This is a genomic window from Limosilactobacillus urinaemulieris (assembly GCF_932750685.1).
GTDB lineage: Bacteria > Bacillota > Bacilli > Lactobacillales > Lactobacillaceae > Limosilactobacillus > Limosilactobacillus urinaemulieris.
This window is the reverse complement of record NZ_CAKOBX010000003.1, coordinates 91,702-107,191: the sequence shown is the minus strand read 5'-3', so window position 1 is coordinate 107,191 and position 15,490 is coordinate 91,702. Positions and strand designations below refer to the sequence as shown.

Annotated in this window: 11 protein-coding genes and 1 tRNA gene; 7 read left to right on the top strand and 5 right to left on the bottom strand. The window is 40.9% G+C overall.

Annotation, left to right across the window (positions count from 1 at the left end):
- Positions 1-5: 5 nt before the first annotated feature.
- On the top strand, positions 6-1,241 hold the full coding sequence (locus MR181_RS03100; RefSeq protein WP_242334730.1) for a D-alanyl-D-alanine carboxypeptidase family protein: 1,236 nt from the start codon (positions 6-8) through the stop codon (positions 1,239-1,241).
- 634 nt (positions 1,242-1,875) lie between these two features.
- Here MR181_RS03100 and MR181_RS03095 read toward each other — a convergent pair.
- Positions 1,876-4,008 carry an LTA synthase family protein gene (locus MR181_RS03095; protein ID WP_242334727.1) on the bottom strand — a complete coding sequence of 711 codons (2,133 nt, stop codon included), beginning with the start codon at positions 4,006-4,008 and terminating at the stop codon, positions 1,876-1,878.
- A gap of 127 nt (positions 4,009-4,135) precedes the next feature.
- Complete coding sequence (locus MR181_RS03090; protein WP_191911074.1) at positions 4,136-4,408, bottom strand: hypothetical protein; 273 nt, start codon at positions 4,406-4,408, stop codon at positions 4,136-4,138.
- 157 nt (positions 4,409-4,565) lie between these two features.
- Here MR181_RS03090 and MR181_RS03085 point away from each other — a divergent pair, with 157 nt between their 5' ends.
- The 3 genes from MR181_RS03085 (at position 4,566) to MR181_RS03075 (ending at position 8,410) form a co-directional block, all read left to right on the top strand.
- Positions 4,566-5,219: a histidine phosphatase family protein gene (locus MR181_RS03085; RefSeq protein ID WP_191911073.1), complete on the top strand. Its 654-nt coding sequence runs from the start codon at positions 4,566-4,568 to the stop codon at positions 5,217-5,219.
- A 634-nt stretch (positions 5,220-5,853) separates the two neighbouring features.
- Positions 5,854-7,275, top strand: coding sequence for a basic amino acid/polyamine antiporter (locus tag MR181_RS03080; protein WP_242334725.1), 1,422 nt, complete (start codon positions 5,854-5,856; stop codon positions 7,273-7,275).
- A gap of 13 nt (positions 7,276-7,288) precedes the next feature.
- On the top strand, positions 7,289-8,410 hold the full coding sequence (locus MR181_RS03075; protein WP_242334722.1) for an aminotransferase: 1,122 nt from the start codon (positions 7,289-7,291) through the stop codon (positions 8,408-8,410).
- 42 nt (positions 8,411-8,452) lie between these two features.
- Here the strand turns inward: MR181_RS03075 and MR181_RS03070 are convergent, their stop codons facing one another.
- A complete protein-coding gene (locus tag MR181_RS03070) occupies positions 8,453-9,277 on the bottom strand; it encodes a response regulator (protein WP_242334719.1) in 825 nt (274 codons plus the stop codon).
- Between the two features lie 11 nt (positions 9,278-9,288).
- Positions 9,289-10,572 carry an ATP-binding protein gene (locus tag MR181_RS03065; RefSeq protein ID WP_242334716.1) on the bottom strand — a complete coding sequence of 428 codons (1,284 nt, stop codon included), beginning with the start codon at positions 10,570-10,572 and terminating at the stop codon, positions 9,289-9,291.
- 198 nt (positions 10,573-10,770) lie between these two features.
- Between MR181_RS03065 and MR181_RS03060 the strand changes: the two genes are divergently transcribed.
- The gene (locus MR181_RS03060) at positions 10,771-12,318 is read left to right on the top strand and encodes a YfcC family protein (protein WP_191912564.1); all 1,548 of its coding nucleotides are present in this window, start codon (positions 10,771-10,773) and stop codon (positions 12,316-12,318) included.
- Between the two features lie 239 nt (positions 12,319-12,557).
- Here the strand turns inward: MR181_RS03060 and MR181_RS03055 are convergent.
- Positions 12,558-12,632, bottom strand: a tRNA-His gene (locus MR181_RS03055).
- A gap of 203 nt (positions 12,633-12,835) precedes the next feature.
- On the opposite strand from MR181_RS03055, the gene hdcC reads away from it, so the two are divergent.
- Complete coding sequence (gene hdcC, locus MR181_RS03050) at positions 12,836-14,290, top strand: histidine-histamine antiporter (RefSeq protein WP_191911068.1); 1,455 nt, start codon at positions 12,836-12,838, stop codon at positions 14,288-14,290.
- A gap of 263 nt (positions 14,291-14,553) precedes the next feature.
- Positions 14,554-15,489 (top strand): histidine decarboxylase, pyruvoyl type, encoded by a 936-nt coding sequence (gene hdcA / locus MR181_RS03045; RefSeq protein ID WP_102168373.1) that lies wholly within the window; start codon positions 14,554-14,556, stop codon positions 15,487-15,489.
- Position 15,490: the final 1 nt, after the last annotated feature.

The window sequence follows — 15,490 nt, the reverse complement described above, 5'->3', positions numbered from 1 at the left end:
TAAAAATGAAAAAGGTTATCGCTTTTCTTTCGACATTATTACTGATGATTTGTTTTGTGGTTGCTAGACCACAAACAGCATCCGCTGCCCAGCTGATTGACAGTCGCTCTGCAATTATGATCGACGCTGATACGGGGCAGATTATTTATCAACAAAATAGTGAGGAAAAGCTGCCGATTGCTTCAGTTAGTAAGTTGTTAACGGTAAGTGTGATTGAAGATGAGATTAATCATCACCAACTTTCATGGAATACCAAAGTAAAGATCAGTAAAAAGATCGCTGAGGTTTCTAATGATTCAAACTATTCTGCAATTGGTTTGCAAGCTGGACAATCATACACGGTTCGTGAGCTTTTCAATGCAACTCTGATTAAGTCCGCTGATGGGGCGGCTTTAGCATTAGCAACTGCTGACGGAAGCACCATAAAACAGTTTAACGAAAAAATGCAAAAGAAGGCTCGGCAAATAGGAATTACTGATGCTACGATTGTTAATCCGGTTGGGTTAAAGAATGGTGATCTGAAAGGATTAAAACAAACAGGAATCAGTAATAACGCTGAAAACTCCATGACTGCACGTGATGTTGCCTTGCTGTCACGGTACTTGGTTAAACACTACCCAAGCGTTCTAAAAGTTACAAGTCAGCCTAAAGCTCAATTTATGATTGCCAAGGGGAAGACAAAGGAAGTTGAAAACCTTAATAAAATGCTTCCTGGTGGTAAATATACCGTTGACGGTGTGCAAATTGATGGCTTGAAGACTGGTACTTCTGATGCTGCCGGGGCTTGTTTCGCTAGTACAGGGATTTACCAGGGGCATCGGCTGATCACCGTTGTTCTTCATGCTAACGGTAAGGATAAGGATGCTCGATTTACGCAAACGCAAAAGCTGTATCAGTACTTTATTCAGAACGCCCACCAACAAGTGTTAACGTTGAATAAAAAGCAATCGCAAAAGCGGGTTTCCAATGGGACCAAACGGATGCTAACCGTTGGACCACATTCGTTTACGGTATGGCAGATGCAAAAGACAGCCCAGTATACTATTCAGCCTCGTTATTACAAGCATTTGACTAACCATAAAGCAAGGTTGGACGCTCCGGTTAAGAAGGGTGAACGAATCGGGACTATCGCAGTTACTGGTTCTGATATCAGAACAGTTGATAATAAGCCTCTCGCTATTCCATTACGGAGTACCGAGACAATTAACCGCGGAAACCTTTGGCAGAGAATTTGGAATTAATTAGAGGGTGAGCCGTGACGAACTAGCAGCTGAGCACTAGAAAATCTCGGACGATGATTGTTTACAATCAAGTCCGGGATAGCTTGAGGAAGGTTAGGGCGAGCGCGGTTCAACTATATTGCGAACCACAAACAAAGTAAAAAACCACCGGACTACAATTTAGGTTGTAGTTCGGTGGTTTTTGAATCTAGTAACAGAGTAGAAACGTACTCGTTGTGACTGCAACTTCCGCCTTGGGTAACATGGTCAAAACGTGTTCGCCAGGGACTTGCTAGAGCTAACGTGTCCTACTGCAACTTAGTCGAAACGCGTTCAGCCTAAGCTCCCTCAAGATAACGACCTCTCTCCGCAGTAGCTGACTGAACTTTATATTCATAAAGTTCTAGTCATCCTTGCTAGGGTTCACAAACGAAAACAAGTTTTCTGGTTCACCGCTTAGGCGTAAGTCGCCCTCGTCGAGAGAAATCGTTATCATCCGGGAGCTCTTTACGGCTTCACGCTCTGCTGGCTTACACTCTACTTTAAACGTGCTTCGTCCGAGTTTCCTAGAGCTAGCACCCTCCTTCCTAGGCGCAAGTCGCCTTCGTCAGGAGAAATTGCTAGCTTTCCGGAAACTCTTTGGGGCGAAGACACTCTATTTATTATTCCCATCCGGGTTAGTAATTTTAATTCGGTTAGAATCAGTTGAAGAGTGGTTTTGCTCAGGAGCATCGGTTGAGTAATCGTCAACGGTTGAACGATCGCCGTTCTTCGAGAAGATACTGGTTGACTTATCGCCTAATTTCTTTTCGATCTGTTTCTCCCGCTTCAAACCATTAGAATAATTGTAGTCCGCAGGGTTAACTTTCTTGAAGCCTTTTGGATGGTAGAAACGAAGAAGGTTCTTTTCGTTTAAGGAATCGGAAAGTGATAATTCGGTATTAACAAGTTTGCGATCCTTCTTTAACTGTTTCTTTTGTTTTGCAGTTAACTTAGCAATTTTACCGGTCTTATTATCATAAATTGTTCCGCTAATGCTAGAGAAATGAGGGGTCACGAAATCGTGATTACGGAAAGCAACAACTTGACTGTGCTGACTGGAGAAGAGGTCGGTACCAAACTGGATATACCGCTTGGTGCTAATCCCAAGGAGGTGAAGCAGGGTTGGTAAGACATCAACTTCACCGCCATATTGGTGATAAATTCCACCGTGACCGCCAGAACCAGGGATAACAAACATTAATGGTACTCGCTGAAGTTGAGTATTATCAAAGTCCGTCCACTCATCTGGATTACGATCAAGGGCAGATGCTAAAGCCTTGTTTTCAGAATTTGAAATTCCGTAATGGTCACCATAAATCATGATCACCGAGTTTTTATCTAACCCTGTCTTTTGCAGGTAAGCAAAGAATTCAGCGAGTGATTGATCGAGGTAATGGGCTGTCACGAAGTAGTTATCAACGGTAGTATTCCCAGTATTGGTAGTTTGGAAGTTAGGATCCTTATCCTCATCGTCCAAGCTGTATGGGAAGTGGTTAGTAACAGTGATGAACTTAGTATAGAACGGCTGCTGTAAGTTTTGTAAGTAGTTAATGGAGTTCTTAAAAAGTAGCTTATCCTTAAGACCATATCCCGTTGCCTTATCACCAGAAGTATCGTAGTAGCTTGCATCGAAGAAGTATTGGTACCCTAAGTTCTTGTAAACGTTGTTCCGGTTCCAGAAACTGGCTACGTTACCATGAAAGACTGCGCTAGTATAACCAGCCCGTTGATTTAAAATTGCTGGCGCTCCCTGGAAAGTATTATCGCTACCAAGAGTGGCAAAAAGTGACCCTTGGGGAAGCCCAAATGTACTAGTTTCAAGCATGTTTTCAGCATCACTGGTCTTTCCTTGACCAACTTGGTGGAAGAAGTTATCGAATGCGTAAGTATCATTGCCGTGATACAAAGAGTTTAGGAATGGGGTCACTTCTTGCCCGTTAACTTTTTTATCAATTAAGAATTGTTGGAAACTTTCAAGGTGGATAACAATAACGTTACGTCCCTTAGCGATCCCATACATTTTGGGATTTGGGGATGCATAGTGCTTGTCAGTAAACTTCTTAACTTTTAGTAGCTCTGACTTTGTGGCGCTTTGACGCATTTTGTTAATATGTTGTGATTTCAAAACATCATACCCGGTAAATGCATCAATTCCGAGATACTTAACAATATAAGTTCGGTCGAATGTCCGGGTAAGTAATTGTGGCCGGCTCATTTCGGCAAATGAAAGGTTAACGCCAAAAAGAGTCAATGCCATTGAAGTAAACGCAAAGGCTAATTTAGTGCTGATGGCACGAGGATCAAAATGGATCTTGTGCAACAGCATTAGAATAATAATAACGACAATATCAAGCCAATAAAAAAGATCGTGAATGTTAGTGAGGGCTAGTGAACTGCCACTTAGTCCCTGATTAACCTTTGAGTAACCAGTCATGGTTGCAATTGTCATAAAATCAGTAAATTCACGATAATAGATGACGTTTAGGTACAGTAAAAGCGTGTTAGCAATATCTAATCCCATTAAAACTGGGTAAAAGAAGCGGGACCGCTTAAAGTAAAAGGCAATACTGTAAATTAATGCGGTAATTGGTAACGGATTAATTAGCAGAATCAGGTATTGAAAAATGCCTTCTGCTCCTAATTTAAAGTCAGTAAAGTAAGCAAATAATGTCTTTAACCAAAAAAGGACTACTAGAAGGGTGAAGAACCCGATCCTAGTGTCCACGAATTTGCTTAGTTTTTTCATTAGGAATGTTCCTCGCAATCGAGATTTAATAGTTATTTAGTGCTAGCAAAACTAGCAAATCAATAGCCATTCTATCACAGATTAATTGAGAAACATTTATCTAAGAAAGATTGTTGTCAAAATTTAATTATTTATTTACCTTAACCGGAGCCGGTTCAGGTTCTACTAACCAGTCATGACTGAATAACTTGCGTAACTTCTTGTTGACAGGAATCCAAATTCCAGCACGAAGAATATCTTTTAAGGATTCAAGCATCGTTTTGTCCTGCCGGTATTCCTTGGTCAATGGAATTACCAATAAGTGGCCTTCTTCCGTCACTACGGTAACTTTTCTGGCACTCATGGCAATGATTTTAGCCGCGACAATATTAGGTTGAGAAGTAGTTTCTTTTAATGTCATTAATAATCCCTTCCTTCATCTTGGCTTTAAGAATAATGGGAAAGTATGAAGAAGCTGTGAAAACGAGGATAAGCAATTTCAAAGAATTGGTTCCGCTTCTAAATCGCTAATGGTAGCGCTATAATTAAGGAGATTACAGAAGAACGGAGGATGGGTCATGACAAAATTAAATATCTACTTAGTACGACATGGTCAAACATATTACAACATCTACAATAAACTTCAGGGATGGAGTAATTCGCCGTTGACTGAAAAGGGAAAACAGGACGCAAAAAAAGCTGGCGAGCGACTGAAAGAGATTCACTTTGACGCGGCTTTTTGTAGTGACACAACGCGGGCAATGGAAACTATTCAAGAGATCCTCGACTTAAACCAAGCAGATTCTGTACATTCACCGGTCGTTGCCCCATATTTCCGTGAGGAATTTTATGGTTCTTATGAAGGAACAAATATGGACTTGGCTTGGTATAATGCTGGTGCTCCACATGGCTACAATACATTTAAGGAGATCGTCCTTGCTAGTTCCATTGGTCAAGCGAAGGACTGGCTGAAGGATGCCGATCCATTCCATGATGCGGAAAATAACCAGGAATACTGGGAGCGAATGAATAAGGGACTTGAATTGATCCGGCATGCCGACCTTCCGGAAGATGCCAACGTTCTGTGGGTAAGCCATGGAAATACCCTCTTAAGCCTTGTCGAAAAATTTGGTGGCGGTAAATACGATGTCACCGTCCGTCCAAAGAACGGTAGCCTCACTACCGCCACCCTCACCGACCACGATTTCAAGATTGAGGAGTATGATAAATAGAGTGCCTTCGCTCCAAAGAGTTTCCGGAAAGCTAGCGATTTCTCCTGACGAAGGCGACTTGCGCCTAAGAAGGAGGTCGCTAGCTCTAGGAAACTCGGGCGAAGCACGTTTAAAGTAGAGTGTGAGCCAGCAGAGCGTGAAGCCGTAAAGAGCTCCCGGATGATAACGATTTCTCTCGACGAGGGCGACCTGCGCCTAGGAGAGAGGTCGTTATCTTGAGGGAGCTTAGGCTGAACGCGTTTCGACTAAGTTGCAGTAGGACACGTTAGCTTTAGCAAGTCTCTGGCGAACACGTTTGGTCTATGTTGCAGTAGGAACAATTTCTCCCGACTGGATGCTGAAAGCATCTGGGAGGGAGTTTGTTAGCTCTAGCAAGTCCCTGACGAACACATTTTGACAATGCTGCCTAACATTAGGTAGCTTGTAATCTTAACGTGAATATTATTAAATACTGGGAGACTAATGATCTGTTAATCTCTCAGTTTTTTGATTTAGGATTCAAATTTAGCCAATTTATCAATTCCATTTGAAAGGATTACCTAACCCTGTTATAATTACCGTCAATTAATAAATATTCATTATTTTGAATAACAAATATTGAGTGTTACTTGAGGATGGATTGGAGTTAATGCTAATGGATGAGAAAAAAGGAATTAATACAACCGAGCTAACGTTGTTGATTATCGGTTCAACGATTGGCTCAGGAGTTTTTGGAATAACAAGTGACTTAGCAACAGCGGCTGCGCCTGGGCCGGCGATTCTAGCCTGGATTATTGTCGGAATTGGGGTTTTAACCCTAGTATTATCGCTAAATAACCTTTCGCAAAAACGACCAGATCTGGATTCAGGAATCTTCAGTTATGCAGGGGCTGCATTTGGGCCGCTTGGCGAGTTCATTTCTGGCTGGGCGTATTGGTTATCGGCTTGGCTTGGTAACATTGCGTTTGCCACGATTACAATGAGTGCGTTCGGGACATTCTTTCCTAAGGTATTTGCAAATGGTCAAAATCTAGTATCCATTATTGTAGCAATTATTTTAACCTGGATTTTGACGCTTTTGGTTAACCGGGGGATTGAATCAGCAGCTTTTATAAATTCAATTGGAACAATATGCAAAATTATTCCGCTGATTGTCTTCGTTATTTGTGTAATTATCGCTTTCAAAGCAAGGATGTTTACGGCTGATTTTTGGGGTAACGTTGCCCAAAACGTTCACGGACTAAAACAAACGTCATTATTTACCCAGGTTCGGTCATCGATTATTGTTATGATGTGGCTGTTCGTTGGTGTTGAAGGGGCATCAGTACTTTCAAGCCGGGCACGAACACGGACTGATGCAGAACGGGCTTCAATTCTTGGCCTTGCTAGTTTACTGACAATCTACATTGTCGTTTCAATCTTGCCTTATGGAGTAATGACTCGGGCACAGTTAGCTGCTGGTGGTCAACCAGCTCTTGGAGCAATTATGCAACACCTAGTTGGCGGTTGGGGTGCCGCATTAATTAGTATTGGGTTAATCATTTCAGTACTAGTTTCATGGCTTTCATGGACGATGTTGCCAGCTGAATCATTGATGTTAATGGCAGATGATAAAACTCTGCCAACCTCTTGGGGAAAGTTAAACAGTAAGAAGGCGCCAACTCGAGCATTAATCATCACCGGAGTGCTACAATCAATTTTCTTGTTCTCTTTGTTATTCACTAATTATGCGTATAATTTTGCATATACCTTATGTACGGCTGCAATTCTGATTTGTTATTTCTTGGTAGGGGTTTACCAAATGGAATACAGCGGTCAAAATAATGAATGGGGTCAGTTTATTATTGGGTTAATCGCAACCTTGTTTGAACTAATGGCAATGATTTTGTCTGGCTGGAAGCAAGTGATGGTAGTTTCTGTCGGCTTTATCCCTGGCTTTATTTTCTACTTACAGGCATGTAAAGAGTTTAAGCATGCTGTTACTACTAAGGAAAAGGTTGTCATGGCCGTAATTGTTATCTTTGCGGTAGTTTCGCTAGTCTTAATCGGTAACGGTACCATTTCGATTAATAATTAGGAGGTTATTACTTATGGTTGAAATTGCTCCATTTGGTGTTGAGGCGTGGCTGAATAAACGGGAAAAGAGTGCTAAATATGATATTTCCCAAAGCACAATTGCTTCGTTAACAATGCATGAGGTGTTAAACCTTGACGGTAATAATGGTCAAGAGTTTTATTCAATGCTAGATCAACAAAAGATGAACTATGGCTGGATTGAGGGCTCACCTGAATTTAAGCAGGAAGTCGCTAAGTTGTACCAACATGTAGAACCGGAAAATGTGTTACAGACTAACGGGGCAACCGGGGCCAATATCTTAGCCCTATATAGTTTGATTCAACCTGGCGATCATGTTATTGCAGAATACCCGTCGTATCAGCAGCTATACGATATTCCTAAGTCGCTTGGGGCCAAGGTTGACTTTTGGCATATTCATGAAGAAGCTAACTGGTATCCAGACATTAACGAGTTGAAAAAACTAATTCGCCCTGATACGAAGATGATTTGCTTAAACAATGCTAATAACCCGACTGGGACAATTTTGGATAAGCAATTCTTAGAGCAGGTCGTCGAAATTGCTAAGTCGGTTGGTGCGTATGTCTTGGTAGATGAAGTTTATTTGCCGTTAGACGATCCAACAAAGTTTACATCAATTATTGACCTTTATGATAAAGGAATTGCCACTAATTCACTTTCTAAGACCTACTCGGTACCAGGAATCCGGATTGGCTGGACTGCAACCAATAGTGAACTCGCAGATCTTTTCCGAAAGTTCCGTGATTATACAATGATTTGTGGTGGTGTCTTTAATGATTTGCTTGCCACCTATGTTCTTCGTCACCGCGACCAGGTGTTGGCACGTAATCGAAAGCTGGTTCTCGGTAACTTGAAGATTTATCAAGAATGGATTGAAAATGAAGATCGGGCTTCAGTAGTAATGCCCCAAGCGGTGTCAACTTCATTCCCCAAGTTAGATGTTCCAATTGATATTCATACCTTCTGTGAAAATCTGCTAAAGGATGAAGGGGTCTTACTCGTTCCGGGAGATGCCTTTGATACACCTAAGCACGTTCGTTTAGGATACTGTGCTCCTGAAGATACCTTAAAAGAAGGACTTAAGCGACTATCAAGTTACCTTCATCAATGGGATTAGTAAAAAAGAGCTAGAAAATTATTCTCCAGCTCTTTTTTACTTTTACTCTTTACTAACAAGTCCATCTAAGAATTTTTGAATAGAAATTCGACCACCAGAAGAGCGTTTACCTTGCTGATATAACATTTCGCTATGGACGCTTTCATAGCCAAAGAGCAGGTTAGAAATATCAGATAGCTGCTCGTCATAGGGGTTGTCAATCAAGCGGTTAGCGATGTTTGCTAAGCCAACCTTAATTGCCCGGCGAATTCGTTGCTCGATTATTCGCCGTTCATGCTCAGAAAGGTCCATCAATTGTTCCAAGTCAAGGTTCCGGTAATTCTCATTCTGCGCTTCCATTAACGAAGCGATCTTAAGAATATCGCTAGTTCCCTTTTCTGAGGTCATCCCGAGATAGCTAAGGGTAGCAGTTGCTTGGTGATGAGCTTTAACTGATTTTGGTTGCGATCGGGGAGTGAAATTGTTAACCATCTTTGAAATTGAAGATAGCTGAGACGCCATTTGAAGACTTTGCTTAACGTTTTTGAGAACTGCTTGAACCTCGATTAAATTAATTGGTTTATTAATGAAAAATTCAATTCCGGCTTTATACGCTTCAGCACGCATTTCGCTGTTCTGAACTTTGGAGATCATAACAAAGCGGATATTTGGTTTTAATTCCTTAATTTTTCGGACTAGATCGATTCCCGATAATTCGGGCATTAGAAGATCAACAAGGGCAATATCGACATCTTTAACCATCAATTCCTGCAATGCGCCAGTTGAAGAACTAGTCATCCCGACAACTTCATCGTTAAAATTTTGCTCAATAATATTCTGCAGAACATAGAGGATTGATTGGTCGTCATCTACAATATAAAATTTCATTTTTGCTCCCCCTAACTAATTAACTTTTGCCGATCTAATGTTACGAAAAACGTTGTCCCGACATTTGGAGTCGAATCAACAGTGATCTTTCCCGCAAATTGTTCTTCTGCAATTGCCTTAACGTTTGAAAGGCCGATCCCCCGATAGATGTCCCCAAATTGATCAAACTTAGTTGAGAACCCTGATTTGAAGATCAGTGGGAGAAGATTTTTCGGGATCCCACTTCCGTTGTCGGTGACAGAAAAATAGACGTGCCGATTGTCCGCGGTCACTTTAATTAGCAGTTCTCCATTTCGCTTGGTTCCGATCGCATCAATCCCGTTGATGATGAGGTTTGACAGGATGGTAACTAAGTAGAAATGACGCGGGATCGTAATGTCAACGTGATTTTGAACAACGAGGTTAATATGAGCTTGTTTCTCACGGATGATCATTTGTGAATAGTCAACAACGATTTTCAAAATATCGGTCATTGTCATCGGCGCGTTGCTTTGATCATCAAAATAATCTCCTAGCCCTTTAATAAGATTTTGGTAGGAATGCTTGATTTCATGAACGTTTTGAGCAATTTTATATGCCATTGCCTGCTCCTCAGGAAGCCCCTTCTCTTTTAGGCGTTGGTTAAGTTGGTAGGCGTTCTTGGTTACCTGCTCAATCTCATTGATCGTTTTTTTCATGAAGTAAACCTCACTCTTGACCGCTGATGCGACCCAGATAAAGTGATAATATTGCCGTTCGTGGCTTTCACTGTTCACCGTTAAAAATTGAAAATAACGAATTGGAAAAGCAATTAGGAATGCTAGTGTCGACCGGGCAAAGGCAAGAATAAATAGTCCTTGAAGGGTGTTAAAGGAGAACGAACTAAAGTGATTTAGGAAGGCAATCTCGGTCATGTTGGCAAAATAGTCACAGATGATAATCGTAAAGTAAAAGGCAACATTATTTTGAAAACTACGGAGCCAATAAATTAAATAGTAAAGGAGGACGTAGCAGGTAAAAAAGATGATGTCCGCGATCGTATAGGTGAGGGCGTTTGATGCCGTTGCACCATTACTGACCAGTAAAATGAAGCCCCGAAAAACCGGGGAGGCAATGGCAATTGCCAGACCTAATTGAAGCGGGTTTAAGTCCTGGTTGAAGTAGAGAAAGACTGGTAAAAGAAACGCAGAAAGAGCAATTGTATTCCCCGTGGTAAAGGCGCTGGTACCGATTTGAGACGCGAGAGCAACACAAATGGCAGCGATGATAATTCGTTGGTATTTCCGGTAACGTAAAAAGTTGAGATTTTTTAACATGTGAATTCCTTAATTTTATTCATGATTAATTGTGATTATTTTTGATGATCACGGAAAGCGCTTACTAAAATTTTGATTGTAACTGATTAATCAGTTAATAACTGTTAATCATATTAACTACTATTATACAACTATCCGAATAACGGACGGGAGTAGTGGTAAATGCAATTATTTTATTATAGTGAGGAGTTTAGGGTTATGGATGCAACTGCTAATCAGCCAAAGAAAAAATGGAAACTGAAGATGCCTGGCGCCTTCACAATTCTGTTCTTTCTGACGGTCATTTCAGTATTTTTAACATGGTTTGTACCAGCGGGGAGTTATTCTAAACTTTCGTATAGCAATGATCATCTTCAAGTTGTAGCGCCAAGTGGAAAGAAGACGGTTTATCCGGCAACACAGGCGACACTGAAGAAGCTCAATGTAAAAATTGATGTCGATCAGTTCAAATCTGGGGCAATTAGTAAGCCGGTTTCAGTTCCGGGAACCTACAAGCGGCTTAAGCAACACCCAATGAGTCTGTATTCAATTTTTACCAGCATGGTTAACGGAACGATGCAGGCTGTTGATATTATGATCTTTATCTTTGTCCTTGGTGGCCTGATTGGGGTTGTTAAGGCAAGTGGGGCTTTTGAGTCAGGGCTTGAAGCATTGACGAAGAAGTCAAAGGGTAAAGAATTTATTCTTGTCTTTATGGTTGCCGTTCTGTTGGCATTTGGGGGAACGCTTTGTGGAATTGAGGAAGAAGCGGTGGCTTTTTACCCAATTTTAGCACCGGTATTTATTGCAATGGGCTATGACTCAATTGTCGTTGTTGGGGCAATCTTCCTGGCTTCGTCAATCGGGACAACTTTCTCAATTATTAACCCATTCCAGGTTGTTATTGCTTCTAATGCCGCCGGAACTCAATTTACCCAGGGGATGACCGGGCGAATTGTTGGTTTTACCGTGGCTGTTATTTGCCTGCTCTTCTACCTCCATTGGTATGCCCGGAAGGTTCAAAAAGATCCATCATTCTCATACACTTATGAGGATAAGGAGAAGTTTGATGAAATGTGGTCAATGGATTCTTCAGAAGAAAAGGATCTTACATTTACAATTAAGAAACGGATTATTTTAATTCTCTTTGCCGCTTCATTTATCATTATGATTTGGGGTGTGATGGCTAAGGGCTGGGCTTTCCCAGAAATGGCTTCATCATTCTTACTGATCGCGGTAATCATCATGTTCTTAACCTGCTTTGGTCATAAGGATGGCCTTGGTGAATACCAAACAACCGAGGCGTTCTCTAACGGTGCTGCCAGCTTAGTTGGGGTATCATTGATCATTGGGTTAGCACGAGGAATTAACAACATCTTGAATGATGGTTATATTTCTGATACGATCCTTTACCAATCTTCAGAATTAGTTCGTCATATGTCAGGATCTGTCTTCATCATCATGATGATGCTGATCTTCTTCGTCCTTGGTTTTATTGTGCCATCTTCCTCTGGTTTGGCAGTTCTTGCCATGCCAATCATGGCACCGTTGGCTGATACTGTTCATATTCCACGGTACATCGTTGTTACCGCCTACCAGTTCGGTCAATACGCAATGCTCTTCCTTGCACCAACCGGACTAGTTATGGCAACTCTGCAAATGCTTGATATGAAGTACTCTCACTGGGTTCGCTTTGTTTGGCCAGTCGTTGCCTTTGTCCTCATCTTCGGTGGTGGAATCTTGGTAACAGAGGTACTGATAGGCTAGAGTGTGAGCCCGTTAAGACCTTCCGGTGGCTAACGATTTCTCCGACGAACGGCGTCTTGCCGTCGGAGTCGGAGGTCGTTAGCTCAAGGAAGGTTAGGGCGAACACGTTTCGGCTATGTTGCCGAGAAATACTAGATATCTAGCAAGTTCCTGACGAGCACATTTCTACTCCGTTGTCGAAAACTTTATAATTCAAAAAATGGTATTCAGAAAATTCTGAATACCATTTTTTATTAAAGGGCGGTATGTGGGATTCGAACCCACGCGTGCCGGACCCACAAACCGGTGTGTTAACCAAACTTCACCAATACCGCCATGAAATAACAGTAATAAGTGTAGCATACTTTCCGAAAAATGAATAATTATGTTTGAACAGGATCGTGGTTGTTAATACTATTATTAACTTATGATAGCGGTTAATATTTTATTGAACAATCAATATACAAGTGATATATTGAATTTGAACATTGTGCATATTCCTATTCCTTACAAATACGATGTGAGGGATGTGTACAAAATGGCCGATGGAAATAAACAAGCTGAAAAGATGGGGCTTGTTGGTTTGATTGCACTTTGTGTTAGTGCAATGGTCGGTTCAGGAGTTTTTGACTTACCAAAGAATATGTCAATGGAAGCTGGGGTTACTGCTCAGTTTCTTTCCTGGATTATTACTGGTATTGGTATTTGGTTCATTGCTGAAATGTTTGTTATTTTAAGTGATGTTAAACCAGATTTAACTGCCGGTCTTTATAAATATGCTCAAGTTGGTTTCGGCTCTTTTACCGGATTCTTTAGTGCATGGGCATACTTTGTTTGTGAGTGTGCTGCTAATGCTGCATATGCTGTCTTGGTTATGAGTACCTTAGACTACTTCTTCCCGGGAACCTTTACAGGTGGTAATAATTGGCCATCAGTTATTGGTGCTTCAATTATTACCTGGGCAATAACCGCTCTAGTTCTCCGTGGGGTTGAAGTATCAAGTGGTGTTCAAAAGATTGCTACTGCAATTATGCTAGCAGTTGTTATCGTTTTCCTTGTTTCTGTGCTATTTCACTTTAATATCCATACATTTACCACTAATATGAACGCTACTCACAGTGTCCCATCCGTTAGTGATAAACCAATGGGTAGTGTGATGCATCAGTTAATGAACACAATGATGGTAACCCTGTGGCTCTTTGGAGGAATTGAAGGGGCCGTCGTTATGTCTGGTAAGGCCAAGAATGTTAAGCAGGTTGCTCCTGCGACCGTTATTGGTTTCGTTATTTGTTTAGTGATGTATGCACTTGTTGGGATGCTATCATTAGGTGCTTATTCATATGGTCAATTAGCAAAGATGACCTCTCCTTCAACTGCTTACATCTTGACTAACATTTGGCATAATAATATTGGTCGTGATGTGATCGCAATCGCATTGCTAGTTGCTGTCTTCTCAAGTTGGATTTCTTGGATTCAAATGTTGGCTGAATTGCCACAACATGCAGCAGCGGAAGATGGTTCTTTCCCACGAGCTTTTGCTAAAGTTTCGAAGAAGGGTGAACCAGTATTTTCAATTATCATTGCGACTGTTTTGATTGAAATTATTATTTTAATTGCTCACTTTGATGAAAGTGCATATCAAATGTTGCTAACAATTGTGGGAGTTATGACTGTTCCACCTTACTTGTTATCCTCAATGTACTTGATTAAGATTAGTCGTAAGGAAAACGGTGACTTCCCTACGAATACAAAACATCATCGTGGAGCGGGAATGGCAATTGGGATCCTAGCATTCCTGTACATTATTTTTATGGCATATTCTGCTAACATTAAATATACTTTGATTTCATTTATTTTCTACGCTGTTGGTATCCCACTGTATATGTGGGCTCGTCACCAACATGGTAAGAAAATTTTTACTAAGGGTGAATTGATTTTTGCAATAGTTATTTTAGTAGTAGCTGTTTATGGGATCTACGATCTGGTTCACTAACTCTTAAAGATTAAATTTGTGTGCTTAATTCAAAAATAGAAAACAATAATATGGCTGTAAAAGGCGTCAAAATTAAAATTTTGGCGCCTTTTTTCTTTTAAATTTTGAGGTTAATTATTTTAAAAATTGCAATTTTTTCAACAAATTTCCCGTTTCCTATTGACATATATATATATATATATACTGAGGCTTGTAAGGAATAGGAAGCGCTTTCGTTCGTTGCTATTGTTGTAACTTTTGTTTTAATTAATGGAGGTCTAATTATGTCCGAATTAGATACGAAACTTAATAAGCTTGGCGTTGACCGTATTGCTATTAGTCCATACAAACAATGGAGTCGTGGTTACATGGAACCAGGGAACCTTGGTAACGGTTATGTAACGGGTTTGAAGGTTGATGCTGGTGTCCGTGATAAGACCGATGATGATGTCTTAGATGGTATTGTTTCATACGACCGTGCTGAAACTAAGAATGCTTACATTGGTCAAATCAACATGACTACTGCTTCATCATTTACTGGTCCTCAAGGTCACTGTATTGGTTATGACCTATTGAGAAACCCTGAAGTTGATAAAGCTGAACCACTCTTTACTGAAAAGCAATGGGATGGCAGTGAATTACCAATTTACGATGCTAAGCCATTACAAGATGCTTTAGTTGAATACTTCGGTGTAAACGATGATCGTCGTCACTACCCAGCTCCAGGTTCATTCATTGTTTGTGCTAACAAGGGTGTTACTGCAGAACGGCCAATGAATGATTCAGACATGAAGCCTGGTCAAGGATATGGTGTATGGTCAGCAATTGCTCTTTCCTTTGCTAAGGATCCTTCAAAGGACTCCAGTATGTTTATTGAAGATGCTGGTGTTTGGGAAACTCCTAACGAAGACGAACTGATTGAATACCTTAAGGGTCGTCGGAAGGCAATCGCTAAGTCAATTGCAGAGTGTGGTCAAGATGCTAATACTTCATTCAAGAGTTCATGGATTGGCTTTGCTCACACTATGATGGAACCAGGACAAATCGGTAACGCAATTACGGTTGCTCCTTATGTTTCAATGCCAGTTGATTCCATTCCTGGTGGCTCTATCTTGACACCAGATAAGGATATGGAAATTATGGAAGACTTAACCATGCCAGAATGGCTCGACAAGATGGGTTACAAGTCACTAACTGCTAATGGTGCTGTTAAGTACTAAT